The sequence below is a fragment of the Dactylosporangium sp. NPDC051541 genome, from assembly GCF_044454505.1.
Taxonomy (GTDB): domain Bacteria; phylum Actinomycetota; class Actinomycetes; order Mycobacteriales; family Micromonosporaceae; genus Dactylosporangium.
In genome coordinates this window covers 888,393-902,248 of record NZ_JBITDU010000002.1, presented here as the reverse complement: position 1 = coordinate 902,248, position 13,856 = coordinate 888,393, and the positions used below count along the sequence as shown (strand labels likewise).

Here is a 13,856-nt window from a genome sequence, read left to right as displayed (position 1 = left end):
CGCTCTTCGGACGCACGCCCTGAAACTCCGGCCCGGGTTCGAAGGGCTCGGTGACGAGGTGTGGGCCGTGGTCCAAGGCGCTGACATCGCCACGCTGCAGGCGGCCCTGGCCCACGAGCTCGTGACCGTGACGGTGCCCGGGATGCGGGCCGAGCTGCGTCACCATCACGCGATCGAGGCCGCTATCCAGTGCGGCGACGACGAGACCGCGCGCATGCTGATCGACCGCCCGATCACGACGATCGCGAAGAGCTGGTCACAGTGGTACGGCGGCCTCGAGGGCACGCGCGGGTACGCCGCATGGCTCCGCGACCACGCCACTCCATGAGTTGGCCGGCACGCCGGTCAATCTGCGGTTCACGCGAACGGCCCGCGCCGCCCGTCTCGATGACGGCGACCGCCACGTACGACACCGCCGACTTCTGCTGGCGCTCCGGCGAGGACGGCGGCGGCGCGATCGTTCGCTACGAGCTCAGCCGCGACGATGGTACGACGTGGTCGACCCCGCCCCTGCTTCGCCCACGTCAGCAGCATTCTCAGCGGCACGATCATCACCGCGGGCGCGGCCGCCAGCGCCACCGCCTGTGGGGCGGCGTCGACCAGAAAGACGAAGACCTCCGCCAACGACGTTTACACAGACCTGCGAAAACGACGTCGGCAAGGCTGGTGAGCGTCGCCAAGAAAGGGCGCATCCAAGGAAGCGTTTGCACTTGTCGGGTTCGCTGTGGACGGCCAGCCACGCGCCGGCCGTCGTAGCACTCGGGCTGATGGTCAGTTCTGCACCGTCAGTCTCAGCGCCGACGAGCTTGCCATCCTCGGCGCCTTCGGGGTTACGAGCTGGTGAACGCGGCTGAGCGACGCGTGTCGATCTCATGCTGTGGGATCGGCGGGTGCCATTCCCGTGCAGCCGCCCGTGGACCGGGTGCGGGCAGCCGTCCGGGTCGTGAGGTGTCACGTCCGGTTACCGTCAGCTCTTCTTCACTCCCTGCTGACCATCGCACTCCGTAGTTTCTCCCGCTCCGACGTGGTGCCGGGCGACAAAAGTGGCTGTGGGTAATGGACAAAGAGCGGCGGGTTGTGAGCGATTACGATCACACGTCAGAAAGTGGGCGGGGTATCGACGAAAGGCCTCTCAGCCGGTAGCACTACCCGGTACGCATTCAACGGGAGGCACGAAACACCATGACCACACCACCCCAGCAGCAGCCGCCGGCCCCGGGCCAGCCGATTCCGGGTCAGCCGCCGCAGGCACCCGTGGCGGCGCCGGGCCAGGCTCCGGCCGCCCCGGCCAAGAAGGGCATCAAGGTTCCGCGGCTGGTGATCTCGATCGTCGTCCTGATCGTCCTGGCCGGCGTCGGCTGGTACCTCAGCCGGGACGACGCCCTGAACGCCAAGGTCGGTGACTGCCTGCACCAGAAGGGCGCCAACGACCTGTCGATCGTCAAGTGTGACAGCGCCGACGCCAACTTCACGGTGCTCGGCCGGGTCGAGGACAAGTCCGAGACCGAGGTCGACACGGCCGGCGTCTGCGACCAGTTCGCCGACGCGACCGCCACCTATTGGGAGGGCAAGTCGGGCAAGAAGGGCACCGTGCTCTGCCTGAAGGGCAAGTAGCAAGACTCGGTGGTACCGCGGGCCGCCACCCGGCCCGCGGTAGCACTCGCGAATCGGCTCACGGCAGCAGGATCGCGCCCACGCCGGGGCGCGCCGCCGCCTGCGCCGTGCGGAGCAGGGCCGCCGCGGCGGTCTGCCCGTTCTCGCCGGTGTGGGACATGCGGGCCGCGATGAGCGCGGCGACGATCGGTGTCGAGAACGATGTGCCGCTCCACCGCGCCAGGCCGGTGAAGTCCACGACCCGCGGCGGGTTCGCGTGCTCCCAGCGGCCCTCGCCGTACTGGTACGACCCCTTCGGGAAGATCCCGACGACGTCCTGGCCGTGCGTGTAGCAGTCGACCCAGCCGCCGAAGTTCGTGAAGTCGGCCCGGTCGTCGAGGGTGCGGTTGAGTGATCCGGCCGAGATGGCGAACGGTGCCGCCGCCGGCCAGAACGGGGTGCGGGAGCTGTCGTTGCCGGCCGCGGCGACCAGCACGACCCCCTTATGATGGCGCAGCTGCCGCTCGTTGAACGCGGCCAGGCTGAGCAGGCCGCTGCCGTCCCAGGTCTGGGTGCCGGCGGACATGCTGATGATGTCCGGGTCGTCCTCGTCGAGCGAGCACGACAGCATCGGCGCGAGCTCCGACTCGAGCTGCTTGCCGGCGAAGCTGAGGAAGTGCCGCACCATCACCTCGGCGCCCGGTGCGACGGTGCGGATGAGCCCGGCGATGAAGGTGCCGTGGCCTGCGTACCGCAGCAGCTGCGGGCGCCGCCCGGGCGTCACCTGCCGGTCGCATTCGCCCTCGACGCCGGCCATGAACGGGTGCCGGACCACCGTGTCGTGGTCCAGGCCGGTGTCGACGACGACGATCTTCACGCCGGTGCCGGCGAAACGGTCCTTGGCGGGGGCGGGCCACAGGGCAGTACACTCAGCGACCGGCTCTGGCTCGTCAGCCGGGCAGACGCCGGCGTCACCGGTGATGTGGACCAGGTGGTTGAGTGACACGGCGCCGTGGCCGAGTTCGCGGCGCAGCTGCCGGGCGACGCCGAGCGTGTCGTGCTCGTCGTCCTGTTTCAGGCCGAACGGCAGCAGCCGGGTGCCGGCCACGACGGCGATGCCGGGCGGCTCCCCTTCCCGCCGCCCGCCCGGTTCGACGATGCAAGCCCGAAGTGAGTCCGGCCGATCGCGGGGCGGCTCCCGGCGGTCGCGCTGGCCCGGCTCCCGCCGGCCCTCGCGGACCATGATCGCCTCGGCCTGCACCAGGAACTCCTCGCGGACCAGCACGGTGCCGGGCTCGTAGAAGTACTCGACGCCGCTGTCGGCGTGGTGCTCCGGGCCGGCCCGCAGCCCGGGCAGGCTCGTCAGCGCGAAATCCTGCTGCGATCGTCGCGGGTCGCGGCCCAACGGCTCGTCCCGCCGCCGCTGCTGCCTGCGCCTGAATCCGAACATCGGAACTGACCTTTCTGGCGTGGGGTTCCGGGATCTTCTGCTCTTAGACTTCGCTGCATGCCCGCTGATACCGATGAGGGCCCGGAATCGGCGCTGCTGGCGTTGGCACTGTCCCGCCCGGCCGATGCCCTGGCCCAGGCCGGCCGGGTGTTGCAGGCGGCGCCGGGAGATGTCGCCGCTTCCTTCGCGCATCAAGCGATTGCGGTGGTACTGCGTGATCGTGGACAAATGCCCGACGCGATCGCCGCGCTACGCCGGGCCATGCGCTCGGCCCGGCGGGGCGGTGGACCGGACCGGGTCGCCGACGTCGAGGCGACCCTCGGCGCGACGCTGGGCATGGCCGGGCGCACCGCGGAGGGGCTCACCTCCCTGGAGCGGGCGGTCGCCGCCACCCGGGGCGTCGCCGCCGGCCGCGTCCTGCTGCGCCGGGCCTTCCTCCTGCGCATCCTCGGCCGGCACGACGACGCCCTCGCCGACCTGCGCCGCTCGATCGCGCTGCTGCGGGCCGGCGGCGACACGGTGTGGGAGGCCCGCGCCCGCAACCACCGGTTCCTGGTCTACGCCGAGCTCGGCCAGGCCGCCCGGGCCGACCGCGACCTCGCCGCCGCCATCCGGCTCTTCGCGGCGGCCGGGCAGGACCTCGAGTCGGCGATGGCCGTGCACAGCCGCGCCGACGTCGCCTACCAGCGCGGTGACCTGCCGGCCGCGCTGCGGCTGCTCGACGAGGCCCAGGCCCGGCACACCGCACTCGGCGTGTTCCGGCCGGCGCTGGCGATCGACCGGGCGGCGGTACTGCTGGCCGCCGGACTGGCCACCGAAGCCCTCGCGACCACCGAGGCGACCCTGCACCGCTACCGGGCCCGCGGCGGCGACGCGACGAAGCGGGCCGAGCTGCTCTTCGGCGCGGCCGTCTCGGCCCAGGCCGCGGGCCTGCCGGACCGGGCCGCCGGGCACGCCGCCGCGGCCGGAGCGCTCTTCGCCCGCCAGGGCCGGGCCCGGTGGCGGGACCGGGCCGCGTTCGTCGCGCTGCAGGTCCGCCTGGACGCCGGCGCCGCCGACCCGGGTCTGCCGGGCCGGGTCAGCCGCCTCGCCGACCGCCTCGAGCGCTGGCGGGCACCGGAGGCCCCGGCCGCGCACCTGCTGGCCGGGCGCCTGGCCGTGCAGCGGGGCCGGACCGCGGCCGCCGACCGGCACTTCGCGCACGCCGCCGCCGCCCGGCACCGCGGCCCGTCGTTCGGCCAGGCCACCGGCTGGCTGGCGCAGGCGCTGCGGGCCGAGGCGCGGGGCGCGACCGCGGCCGCCCTCGTCGCCTGCCGGCACGGCCTGCGCGCGGCCGGCGAGCACCAGCAGGCCCTGGCCCCGCCCGAGCTGCGCGTGCACGCCGCCGCGCACGGCACCGCCCTGGCCGGCATCGCCCAGCGCCACGCGGTCCGCCGCGGCGACGCCCGGATGCTGCTGGGCTGGAGCGAACGCTGGCGCGCCGGGGCCCTCGCCGTCCCGCCCGTGCGCCCGCCCGACGACACCGACCTCGCCGCCGACCTGGCCGCCCTGCGCGGGGTGATGCGCCGCCTCGCCGCCGGCCGGGCCGCCGGAGCCGCGACCGAGCCCTTGGAGCAGCAGCGCCGCCGCCTGGAAGCCGCCATCCGGGACCGCACCCGCCGCACCGGCGCCGACGCCCGCCCGGCCACGGACGGCGCCGCGGGCGGGGGCGATCTGGGGCCGCTGCTGGACGGGCTCGACGGGCACCGGCTCGTCGAGCTCACCGCCGTCGACGGGCGGCTCTACGCGGTGACGGTGGTGGGGCGGCGGGTCCGGATGCACGCGGCCGGGACCGTCGCCGACGCGGCGCGCGAGGTCGACCTGGCCCGGTTCGCGCTCGGGCGGCTGGCGCACGGGCGGGGCCGCGCCGACGGCGGGGAGCGGCTGCGGGCCGTCGGGCGGCGCCTGCAGGAGGTGCTCCTCGGTACCGCGGCGGCCGACCTCGGCGATGCCGGCGGGCCGGTCGTCGTCGTGCCGCCGGCCCGGCTCCACGCGGTCCCCTGGGCGCTGCTCCCGGCCCTGCGGTGCGCGCCGGTCGTGGTGGCGCCGTCGGCCGCGACCTGGCTGCGCGCCGGTGACCGGCCGATGCCGCGGCGCCGGCGGGTCGTCCTCGTCGCCGGGCCGGGCCTGCCCGGGGTCGAGCAGGAGGTGGCCGGCCTCGCCGAGCGGTACCCGGATGCGCGGACCCTGCGCGGCCGCGAGGCCACGGCGGAGTCGGTGCTCGCCGCGCTCGACGGGGCGTGGACGGCGCACCTGGCCGCGCACGGCTGCTTCCGGGCCGACAACCCGCTGTTCTCCGCGCTGTCCCTCGACGACGGCCCGCTGACCGTCTACGACCTCGGCCGCCTGCGCCGCGCACCGCGCCGCCTGGTCCTGTCCAGCTGCGAGTCGGCCGTCGCCGCCCCGGCCGCCGCCGACGAGCTGCTGGGCATGGTCACGGCCCTCGTACCGCTCGGCACGGCCAGCCTCCTGGCCAGCGTCGTCCAGGTCAACGACGTCGCCGCCGCCCCGCTCATGGTCGCCTTTCACGATCGCCTCCTGGCCGGCGACACCTTCGGCGCCGCGCTCCGGTCGGTCCGGGCCGCCGCCGACGCCGGCGGCGACCCGGTCGCGGTCGCCACCGCGCTGTCGTTCGTCGCCCTCGGCCGCTGACCGCCGCCGGTCGGACGTCGGTCCGGCGTTCCGGGCGGTCGCGCCGCCGCTCAGACGTTGGTCCACGGGGTCACGACGAGGTTGTCCGGCGCGACGCGGCAGTGCAGGCGCAGCGGGCCGGGCGGCACGCCGGAGATCAGGAACCGGCCCAGCTCGTCGACCTCGACCGGCTCCCGGTGGCCGTCGCCGCGCTCGAGCTCGCAGCCGGTCGGCTCGGCCCCGGTCAGCTGGCCGATCAGGGTCAGCCCGCCGGGGCGTTCGACGACGGCCAGGTCGATCTCGGCCGGCCCGGCCGCGAAGAGCAGCAGGCTCTCGCCCTCGCCCGGCCCGCGCACGGCCGCCGGTTCGCCCGCGGCGGCCAGGGAGTCGGCGACGAGCGCGGCCAGCTGGGCGTCGAGGTCGCGGGTCGCGAACGCGGCCCGGGCGTTGATCAGGACCAGGTCCGGCACCGGGTCGGCGACGGCGGCCGCGCGGCGCAGCTCCTCCATGAGGGCGTCATCGTCGTCGGGAAACACGGCGACGCCTCCTCAGACCGGGCCTGGCGCGGTGGTGAGCAGGCCGCGCAGCTTCGCCAGGCAGCGTTTGCGGGTCGGGCCGATGCTGCCGATCTGCATGTCGAGAGCCGCGGCCACGTCCTGGTAGGCGGGCGCCGGCTCGGCCATGAGCACCCGCAGCAGCGTCTGGCAGCGCACGTCGAGGGCCCGCAGCGCCCGCCACAGCGCGGTGCTGCGCTCGTCGCGCAGGAGCCGGCCGTCGGGTTCGTCGCCGTCGTCGGGCAGCCCGTCGAGCAGCTCGGCCGGGGCCGCCCGGTCCCGCCGCCGCAGCGTCCGCAGGCACTCGTGGCGCACCGTCGTGGCCAGCCAGCTGCCGACGTGCTCGGGCTCGCGCAGCCGCTGGACGTGTTCGAGCAGCCGCAGCCACGCCGTCTGCACCACGTCGGCGGCGTCGGGTTCGTTCAGCCGCAGCGCCCGGGCGATCGCCCACAGCCGCCCGCTGTAGCGGTGGGTGAGCACGTCCCAGGCCTCCGCGTCCCCGTCACGGAGCAGCTTGACCAGCGTCGCGTCGTCCGCATCGGGTAGATGTTCCATCGCGGCCCTCTCCGGAGCGGAGTAGGTTGTGCGTGGCAACGGCCGCTCCATTGTCGCCAACGGTCGTGATCCAATCCATGGCCCCATCGGTTATCACCCCCTCGCGATGCCGGGCTCTCCCCGGCGGCGAAGAACCTCTGCTGGTGAGAGTCGCGGACCGGCCCGGAAATACCGGATTCGGCGATGTATCAGCACCACCCGCTCGCGCTCCTCGTCTCAGGGCGGGCCGAACCGGCGCGCCCGCGACAGATGGAGTGGACGATGACGGAGCGACTGCGGGCCGACCTCGTGCTCGAGGGCGGCGGCGTGAAGGGCATCGCGCTGGCCGGGGCGGTGTCGATGCTGGAGGAGCGCGGCTACGAGTTCCCGAAGGTGGCCGGGACCTCCGCCGGTGCGCTGGTGGGTAGTCTCGTCGCCGCCGGCATCAGCGGCAACCGGCTGCGCGACATGATGGAGGCGCTCGACTACCGCACGTTCCGAGATCCGCCGCCGCTGGGCCGGATCTGGAAGCTCGGTGTGCCGGCCGCGATCCTCACGTACAAGGGCTGGGCCAAGGGCGACGCGGTGCGCACGTGGGTCGCGGACGCGCTGGCGGAGCGCAACGTGCACACGTTCGCGGACCTCCCGCTGGCCGACAGCGGAGCGGCGCCGAGGCTGCAGGAGGATCCGGACGCCCGATACCGGTTCGTCGCCATGGTCTCGGACCTCTCCGGCGGGCAGCTCGTCCGGCTGCCGTGGGACTTCCGCCGCCGGTTCGGGGTCGACCCGGCCGAGGCGTCGGTCGCCGACGCGGTGCGGGCGTCGATCGCGATCCCGTTCTACTTCCGCCCGGCCCGCTGCCCCGACGTGCGGTCGCGCCGCCGGGCCTGGCTCGTCGACGGCGGCATGCTGTCGAACTTCCCGATCGACGTCTTCGACCGCCGCGACCGGGAGCCGCGCTGGCCGACGTTCGGCATCCGGCTGTCGGGCGACCCGAACGCGGCCACCGTCAACGACATCCGGGGCGTCTACTCGCTCACCCGGGCCATGATCGCGACGATGACCGGCTTCTACGACCGCATGCACAGCACCCGGCCCGACGTCCTGGCCCGCACGATCGTCGTGGACACCAACGGCGTCAGCGCCACCGACTTCAGCCTGGACCGCGCGACCGCGCGCCGCCTGTTCGACAACGGCCGCGAAGCCGCGGCCCGCTTCCTGGACGGCGACGGCGTCCGGCGGCCGTGGGACTTCGAGCAGTACAAGCGCGATTTCCGCACGACCGACGACCGCGAAGAGGTCACGCTGTGATTCGGCCGGCGCCGCCACCGGTGGCGGCGCCGGCGGTGGCGGCGTGACCTACGACGGTTCGATGGGGAGCCAGAGTTCGCAGGTCGCGGTGCTGAAGTCGGGGGAGCGGTCCAGGAACGCGACGATCGACGGGCCCGGCCGCAGCCGCCACGGGTTGGAGGGGAACCACTCCGTCGCGGTCGCGGCCCAGGTCGCCTGCAGCGTCCGCGGGTAGGGTCCGGCGGTGCGGAAGACCGCCCACGGGCCGGCCGGGACGTCGATGGTGTGCAGGTCGTCCGGGGGCGGGGTGGCGATGGAGACGGCGACCCCGTGCACGTAGGTGAGCGGGCTGCCCTCGGTGCTGTCGGGGTCGACGTCGTCGCTGATCTGGAGCAGGCCGGCCGGTTCGGTGTCGCTGAGGGACTTGAGGCGGTCGTGCTCCTCCGGGGGCAGGGCGGCGATGAGGCTCTGGATGTGCGGGTTGACGCCGTGGTGGATCAGCGGGACCCGGGCGGCGTGCCCGATGAGCCGGAACGCGGGCCGGTCGGCGATGCGAGTGTCCATGGGGATGCTTCCTTCGACGGTCAGGCGAAACCTGATCTGGGGTTGTGTTCGCAGGGGGCCTCCGTCCCGGCGGACCTCGCCCGGCCCGGCGCCGTGGACCGCCCGGAACGCCCGCCCGAACGCCTCGGCCGAGCCGTAGCCGTGCCGGACGGCGATGCTCAGCAGGTCCTCGTCGCCCCGCACGACGGCGGCGGCCGCCACGGTCATGCGGCGCCGCCGGACATACTCCGACAGCGGCATGCCGGCCAGGGTCGAGAACATCCGGCGCAGGTGGTACTGGGTGGTGCCGACCGCTTTGGCCAGTCCGTCCACATCGACCTCGTCGGTGCGGTGTGCCTCGACGAGCTCGACGAGCCGGTTGAGTGCCGTGATCACAAGCCCTCCTCTCTCGCTGTCGACCCTGCCGGTCCGCACGCCGTCCCCGCCCGACCGCGGCGGTTCGATTCGATCGGCCCCGGCCGTGTCAAGATCCGTGCACTCGATCGGGTGCGTCGGATTGCTGACGTCCGGATCGATCTCCGCGGCCGTCCTCTTGCATGACCAGCACGGCACAACCATGGAGGACGGCAATGGGTACGACAAGGTGGATCGGCGCGGTACTGGCGGCGGCGTTGACGGCGGCGGGTCTGGCTCTGGGCGGGTCGCCGGCCGCGGCCGCGGCAACGCCGTGCGCCAAGGCCAATGACACGGACACCGCGATCCCGGACCCGGGCACGGTCGACAGCCCGATCACCCTCTCCGGCTGCGCGACCACGGCCTCGGCGATCAGCTCCGTCGAGGTCCACATCGTGCACACCTACCGCGGTGACCTCGTCGTCACGCTCGTCGCGCCGGACGGCTCGACGTACGTCCTGGCGAACCGCCAGGGCGGCAGCGCCGACAACATCGACCAGACCTTCACCGTCAACCTGTCCGCCGAGAACCCGAACGGGACGTGGAAGCTGCGGGTGCAGGACGCCGCCGCCGCCGACAGCGGGTTCATCAACACCTGGCGGATCGACGCCGCCTACGCGCCGGCCGGCTGCGTCGGCACCAACGGCACCGACGCGGTGATCCCGGACCCGGGCAGCGTCGAGAGCGCCGTCACGCTCGCCGGCTGCCCCGCGGGCAACGCCTCGAACGCGAGCCAGGTCGAGGTCCACATCGTCCACACCTACCGCGGTGACCTGGTCGTTACGCTCGTCGCGCCGGACGGCTCGACGTACATCCTGGCGAACCGCCAGGGCGGCAGCGCCGACAACATCGACCAGACCTTCACCGTCAATCTGTCCGCCGAGGCCCGCAACGGCGTCTGGAAGCTGCGCGTGCAGGACGCCGCGTCCTCCGACTCCGGCTACCTGAACAGCTGGTCCATCACCATCTGAGCACCTCCCCCGGGTGAATCGGGCCCGTCGGCGCACACCGTGTGCGTCGGCGGGTCCGGCCGCGGTTGCTCAATGGCGCTCGTGACCACCGTCGATCACTTCGCGCACGGCGCGCTCAACCCCGCGTTCGCGTTCGGGCTGGCATTCCTCGGCAGTGGGCTGGCGCTGAGCTGTGCCGCACGTGGGCGGGCGGCTGGCTCGGCGCACCGCAAGCGCTGGCTGACCCTCGCGTCCATGTCGCTCGGTGGCGGCATCTGGATCATGCACTTCATGGCGATGCTGGGCTTCGACGTTCCCGCTTCGCCGCTGCGGTACGACATCGGCCTGACCGCGCTGAGCGTGCTGATCGCCGGCGTCGTCGTGTTCGTGGGCCTGTTCGTGGCCGGCTCCGGATCGCCGACCCCGGTGCGGATCATCTCGGGCGGGGTGTTCACCGGGCTCGGCGTCTCGGCCATGCACTACACGGGCATGGCCGCGGTACGGGTCGCCGGGACACTCACGTATCAGGCGAACCTGGTGCTGGCCTCGGTCCTGGTCGCGATCGTCGCCGCGATCGTGGCCCTGTGGCTGTCGGTGGTGGTCCGCGGCCGCGGGCAGGTCGTCATCGCCGGTGGCGTGATGGCGGTCGCGGTGTGCGCCATGCACTACACCGGGATGGCCGCCGTCCAGGTGCACCTCGACGGTGTGTGGCACGACTCGCTGCGGAGCGTGACCGCGATCAGCCTCGAACTGCCGATCACCCTGCTCGCCTCGGTCACCGTGGTCGTGCTGGCCTTCGTCGCCCTGCACACCGTGTCGGCCGAGGACCGCAACCACCCGGTCGACCTCACGCCGACCCGGCCGCCCGGCAAGTGGCTCCCGAAACACGCGCCCGCGCGCTGAACCGTGCGGCCGGGCCGGACCGGGTGCGATGATCGTTCGCTATGGACGAGGATCTGCGGGCGCTGTTCGGGCCGTCCAGTGCGGTGTTCGCCGCGCTGCGCGGGCCGGAGCACGAGCTGGAGGAGGCGAACCCGGCGTTCCTCACCGTCGCGGGCGACGCCCGTCCGGTGTTGGCGGCGCATCTCGACCGGGTGTACCGGACCGGCGAGCCCGCCGCGGTGCGGCACGCGGGGATCGATTTCGCCTGCGAGCCGCGGCACGACGCCGGGGGCACCGTCACCGGCGTCCGGGTCATCGGGGTCGACACGACCGGGGCCGAGCACGCCCAGCGGCTGATGGCCGAGCACCGGGCGCTGCTGGAGCAGATCGCCCGGCAGGCGCCGCTGGCCGACGTCCTGGACGGCATGGCCCGCTCCATCGAGCGCCTCGCCCCGCGGGAGGTGCTCGTCTCCGTGCTGCTGGCCGACGCCGACGGGCGGCACCTGCGCCACGGCGCCGCACCGAGCCTGCCCGGCTTCTACAACGAGGCGATCGACGGGATCGCCACCGGTGACGGGGTCGGCTCCTGCGGCACCGCCGCCCACCGGCGCGAGCCCGTGATCGTCACCGACATCGCCGCCGACCCCCTCTGGGCCGACTTCCGCGACCTCGCCGGGCGGGCCGGGCTGGCCGCCTGCTGGTCCACGCCGATCCTCGGCCGCGACGGCGGCCTGCTGGGCACCTTCGCGATGTACCACCGCGAGCCGCGGGTGCCGCAGCCGGCCGACTTCGCACTGGCCCGGGTCTTCGCCGGTACGGCCGCCCTCGCCATCGAACGCGCCGAGGCCGATCGGCGCGCGGCCGCGGCCGCCGAGCTCGCGGCCAGGGTGCGCGACGCGGCCGCGGCGCAGGCCGGGCGGCCGCACCCCGAACGCTGCCAGCTCGGCGGGGCCGAGGGCTGCGCCGAGCCGGCCGACGTCAAGATCGCCGACTCGTGGGGCGACTCGGCCTGGGGCTGCCCCGCCCACGTCGAGGAGGCCATCCTCCACGTGCGGTCGGTGTTCATCGCCAGCGAGGACCTCGGCGGCCTGGCCGCCTACGTCAATCGCTGACGACCCGGAATAGGCGGGCGGCCGCGGTGGTTGTGCCGGCTGTCGGTGTGCTTGTGTCCCCGGGCCGCAACTAGAAATGCCGGCGCGGACTACCGTTCGGCTGGAGCCGCGTCGCGCCACTCGCCGCGAGGCGACCACACACCGTCCACGTGGACCCGGCGCCTTCCCAGGCGCCGGGTTTCGTGTGTGCGCAGATCAGCGCGAGGCGGTCGCGATCAGGGTCGCGCGGGCCAGGATGTGGCCGCTCATCAGGAAGCCGAGCATCGCCGGGGTCGCGTCCGCGGGCACCCCGATGTCGTCGGTGTCCAGGGCGTGCACGGTGATGTAGTAGCGGTGCTCGCCGTGGCCCTCCGGCGGGGCGGCGCCGACGTACTGGGGGAGCCGGGCATCGTTGGGCAGCTGCAGCGCCGGGGCCGGGATGTCGGCGCCCGCGGGCAGGTCGGTGGTGGTGGCCGGGAGGTTCGCGACGGCCCAGTGCCAGAAGCCGGAGCCGGTCGGGGCGTCCGGGTCGTACACGGTCACGGCGTAGCCCTTGGTCGCCGAGGGGGCCCCGCTCCAGCTCAGGTGCGGGGACACGTTGTCGCCGGAGAGCGTGCCGCCCGGGGCGACGGTGTCGCTCGTCAGCGTGAACGCAGGGACCTGGGGCAGGCGGGCGAAGGGATTATTTGCGGTCGTCATAGTCGATCACAGTACCGATAATCGATTATTTGCGGTAGTGTGATGACCGTGACACAGCCCTCCGAGCGCATGTACACGTCGCTGCGCACGGCCGTTCTGCACGGCGAGTTCCCGCCGCAGGCCGCGCTGAAGCCGCAGGAGCTGGCCAATCGGCACGGCGTCAGCCTCGCGGTGGCCCGGGAGGCGCTGCTGCGCCTGGTCGGGGAGGGGCTGGCCGAGCGGCTGCCCAACCGGGGGTTCGCGGTGCCGGCCACGGGCGCCGGCCGCTGGCAGCAGATCGCCGAGGCCCGGGCCACCATCGAGCCCGCCATGCTGCGGATGGCCATCGAGCGCGGCGACCTGGAGTGGGAGAGCCGCGTCCGGGCCGCCCACCACCGCCTGGCCGGCACCCCGCCCTACGAACGCGAAGGCGACGCCCACTACGGCGACGAATGGGCCGACGCCCACCGCCGCTTCCACCGGGCCCTCCTCGAAGGCTGCGGCAACGACGTCCTGCTGGCCACGTTCGACCGGCTGTGGCTGGACAGCGAGCTCGCCCGGCGCTGGTCCGCCCTGCGCACCCCGGGCCGCGACTACCTCGCCGAACACCGCGACATCGAGGCCGCCGCCCTGGCCCGCGACGCCGACGGCGCCACCGAGCTCCTCCGCCGCCACGTCGGCCGCACCGCCGAGGCCCTGACATGAGGGTCCGCCCGGCCACCCCCGAGGACGCCGCCGCCATCGCCACCGTCCACGTCCGCACCTGGCAAGCCACATACCAGAAGCAGATTCCGCGGGGGTACCTCCAGCAGCTCGACATCGCCACCAGGCGCGACGAGTGGCAGGAACGGCTCCGCTCCGGCCCGCCGGACACCGTGCAGGTCCTCGAGGACGAGGCCGCCGGCGTGGTCGGCTTCGTCACCGCGGCCGCGGGCGAGGTCCAGGCCATCTACATCCTCCCGGCCCACCAGGGCACCGGCGGCGGCCGCCGGCTGATGGCCGCCGCGCTGGACCGCCTCCGCGCGGCCGGCGACACCGAGGCCACCCTCTGGGTCCTGGCCACGAACGACCGCGCCCGCCGCTTCTACGAGGCCGCCGGCTGGCACCCCGACGGCACGACGAGCATCGAGGAGTACGGCGGTGTCCCGGTCGAGGAGCTGCGCTACCGCCGCCCCCTGCGAAGCGGCCCGGCTGGATAGGATTCCGG

The 13,856-nt window shown here is 74.0% G+C and carries 15 protein-coding genes; 9 read left to right on the top strand and 6 right to left on the bottom strand.

Translation table 11 applies throughout. The features are described 5' to 3' along the window. The first annotated feature begins 67 nt into the window (after positions 1-67). Complete coding sequence (locus tag ACIA8L_RS12210; RefSeq protein ID WP_395903391.1) at positions 68-328, top strand: hypothetical protein; 261 nt, start codon at positions 68-70, stop codon at positions 326-328. 29 nt (positions 329-357) lie between these two features. On the opposite strand, the gene ACIA8L_RS12205 is transcribed toward ACIA8L_RS12210, so the two are convergent. Then, a complete protein-coding gene (locus ACIA8L_RS12205; RefSeq protein WP_395903389.1) occupies positions 358-624 on the bottom strand; it encodes a hypothetical protein in 267 nt (88 codons plus the stop codon). 558 nt (positions 625-1,182) lie between these two features. Here ACIA8L_RS12205 and ACIA8L_RS12200 point away from each other — a divergent pair. After that, positions 1,183-1,614: a hypothetical protein gene (locus ACIA8L_RS12200; RefSeq protein ID WP_395903387.1), complete on the top strand. Its 432-nt coding sequence runs from the start codon at positions 1,183-1,185 to the stop codon at positions 1,612-1,614. A 58-nt stretch (positions 1,615-1,672) separates the two neighbouring features. Here the strand turns inward: ACIA8L_RS12200 and ACIA8L_RS12195 are convergent, their stop codons facing one another. After that, positions 1,673-3,043 carry a S8 family peptidase gene (locus ACIA8L_RS12195; RefSeq protein ID WP_395903385.1) on the bottom strand — a complete coding sequence of 457 codons (1,371 nt, stop codon included), beginning with the start codon at positions 3,041-3,043 and terminating at the stop codon, positions 1,673-1,675. A gap of 57 nt (positions 3,044-3,100) precedes the next feature. Between ACIA8L_RS12195 and ACIA8L_RS12190 the strand changes: the two genes are divergently transcribed. Next, the gene (locus ACIA8L_RS12190) at positions 3,101-5,734 is read left to right on the top strand and encodes a CHAT domain-containing protein (RefSeq protein ID WP_395903383.1); all 2,634 of its coding nucleotides are present in this window, start codon (positions 3,101-3,103) and stop codon (positions 5,732-5,734) included. A 50-nt stretch (positions 5,735-5,784) separates the two neighbouring features. Here the strand turns inward: ACIA8L_RS12190 and ACIA8L_RS12185 are convergent, their stop codons facing one another. Both ACIA8L_RS12185 and ACIA8L_RS12180 read right to left on the bottom strand, forming a co-directional pair. Further along, a complete protein-coding gene (locus ACIA8L_RS12185; protein ID WP_395903381.1) occupies positions 5,785-6,249 on the bottom strand; it encodes a hypothetical protein in 465 nt (154 codons plus the stop codon). A 12-nt stretch (positions 6,250-6,261) separates the two neighbouring features. Then, positions 6,262-6,822: an RNA polymerase sigma factor gene (locus tag ACIA8L_RS12180; RefSeq protein WP_395903379.1), complete on the bottom strand. Its 561-nt coding sequence runs from the start codon at positions 6,820-6,822 to the stop codon at positions 6,262-6,264. Between the two features lie 261 nt (positions 6,823-7,083). Between ACIA8L_RS12180 and ACIA8L_RS12175 the strand changes: the two genes are divergently transcribed. Then, entirely contained in the window at positions 7,084-8,112 is a 1,029-nt protein-coding gene (locus ACIA8L_RS12175) for a patatin-like phospholipase family protein (protein WP_395903377.1), read from the top strand. A 48-nt stretch (positions 8,113-8,160) separates the two neighbouring features. Here the strand turns inward: ACIA8L_RS12175 and ACIA8L_RS12170 are convergent, their stop codons facing one another. Beyond that, on the bottom strand, positions 8,161-9,030 hold the full coding sequence (locus tag ACIA8L_RS12170) for a GyrI-like domain-containing protein (RefSeq protein ID WP_395903375.1): 870 nt from the start codon (positions 9,028-9,030) through the stop codon (positions 8,161-8,163). A 194-nt stretch (positions 9,031-9,224) separates the two neighbouring features. Here ACIA8L_RS12170 and ACIA8L_RS12165 point away from each other — a divergent pair, with 194 nt between their 5' ends. The 3 genes from ACIA8L_RS12165 (at position 9,225) to ACIA8L_RS12155 (ending at position 11,992) form a co-directional block, all read left to right on the top strand. Beyond that, positions 9,225-10,019, top strand: a complete 795-nt coding sequence (locus ACIA8L_RS12165; RefSeq protein ID WP_395903373.1) for a proprotein convertase P-domain-containing protein — start codon at positions 9,225-9,227, stop codon at positions 10,017-10,019. A gap of 81 nt (positions 10,020-10,100) precedes the next feature. Then, positions 10,101-10,901 carry an MHYT domain-containing protein gene (locus ACIA8L_RS12160; RefSeq protein WP_395903371.1) on the top strand — a complete coding sequence of 267 codons (801 nt, stop codon included), beginning with the start codon at positions 10,101-10,103 and terminating at the stop codon, positions 10,899-10,901. 41 nt (positions 10,902-10,942) lie between these two features. Beyond that, entirely contained in the window at positions 10,943-11,992 is a 1,050-nt protein-coding gene (locus ACIA8L_RS12155; protein WP_395903368.1) for a GAF domain-containing protein, read from the top strand. Between the two features lie 195 nt (positions 11,993-12,187). On the opposite strand, the gene ACIA8L_RS12150 is transcribed toward ACIA8L_RS12155, so the two are convergent. Next, positions 12,188-12,670, bottom strand: coding sequence for a YbhB/YbcL family Raf kinase inhibitor-like protein (locus ACIA8L_RS12150; RefSeq protein WP_395903366.1), 483 nt, complete (start codon positions 12,668-12,670; stop codon positions 12,188-12,190). 48 nt (positions 12,671-12,718) lie between these two features. Between ACIA8L_RS12150 and ACIA8L_RS12145 the strand changes: the two genes are divergently transcribed. After that, entirely contained in the window at positions 12,719-13,354 is a 636-nt protein-coding gene (locus ACIA8L_RS12145; protein WP_395903364.1) for a GntR family transcriptional regulator, read from the top strand. Further along, on the top strand, positions 13,351-13,848 hold the full coding sequence (locus tag ACIA8L_RS12140; protein ID WP_395903362.1) for a GNAT family N-acetyltransferase: 498 nt from the start codon (positions 13,351-13,353) through the stop codon (positions 13,846-13,848). Before ACIA8L_RS12145 ends, ACIA8L_RS12140 begins: the two co-directional genes overlap by 4 nt. Positions 13,849-13,856: the final 8 nt, after the last annotated feature.

Bases quoted from the DNA above. Each gene is read 5' to 3' on its own strand.
- ACIA8L_RS12175 (WP_395903377.1), top strand. From the start codon at position 7,084: ATGACGGAGCGACTGCGGGCCGACCTCGTGCTCGAGGGCGGCGGCGTG.
- ACIA8L_RS12195 (WP_395903385.1), bottom strand. From the start codon at position 3,043: ATGTTCGGATTCAGGCGCAGGCAGCAGCGGCGGCGGGACGAGCCGTTG.
- ACIA8L_RS12150 (WP_395903366.1), bottom strand. From the start codon at position 12,670: ATGACGACCGCAAATAATCCCTTCGCCCGCCTGCCCCAGGTCCCTGCG.
- ACIA8L_RS12200 (WP_395903387.1), top strand. From the start codon at position 1,183: ATGACCACACCACCCCAGCAGCAGCCGCCGGCCCCGGGCCAGCCGATT.
- ACIA8L_RS12140 (WP_395903362.1), top strand. From the start codon at position 13,351: ATGAGGGTCCGCCCGGCCACCCCCGAGGACGCCGCCGCCATCGCCACC.
- ACIA8L_RS12190 (WP_395903383.1), top strand. From the start codon at position 3,101: ATGCCCGCTGATACCGATGAGGGCCCGGAATCGGCGCTGCTGGCGTTG.
- ACIA8L_RS12165 (WP_395903373.1), top strand. From the start codon at position 9,225: ATGGGTACGACAAGGTGGATCGGCGCGGTACTGGCGGCGGCGTTGACG.
- ACIA8L_RS12180 (WP_395903379.1), bottom strand. From the start codon at position 6,822: ATGGAACATCTACCCGATGCGGACGACGCGACGCTGGTCAAGCTGCTC.
- ACIA8L_RS12155 (WP_395903368.1), top strand. From the start codon at position 10,943: ATGGACGAGGATCTGCGGGCGCTGTTCGGGCCGTCCAGTGCGGTGTTC.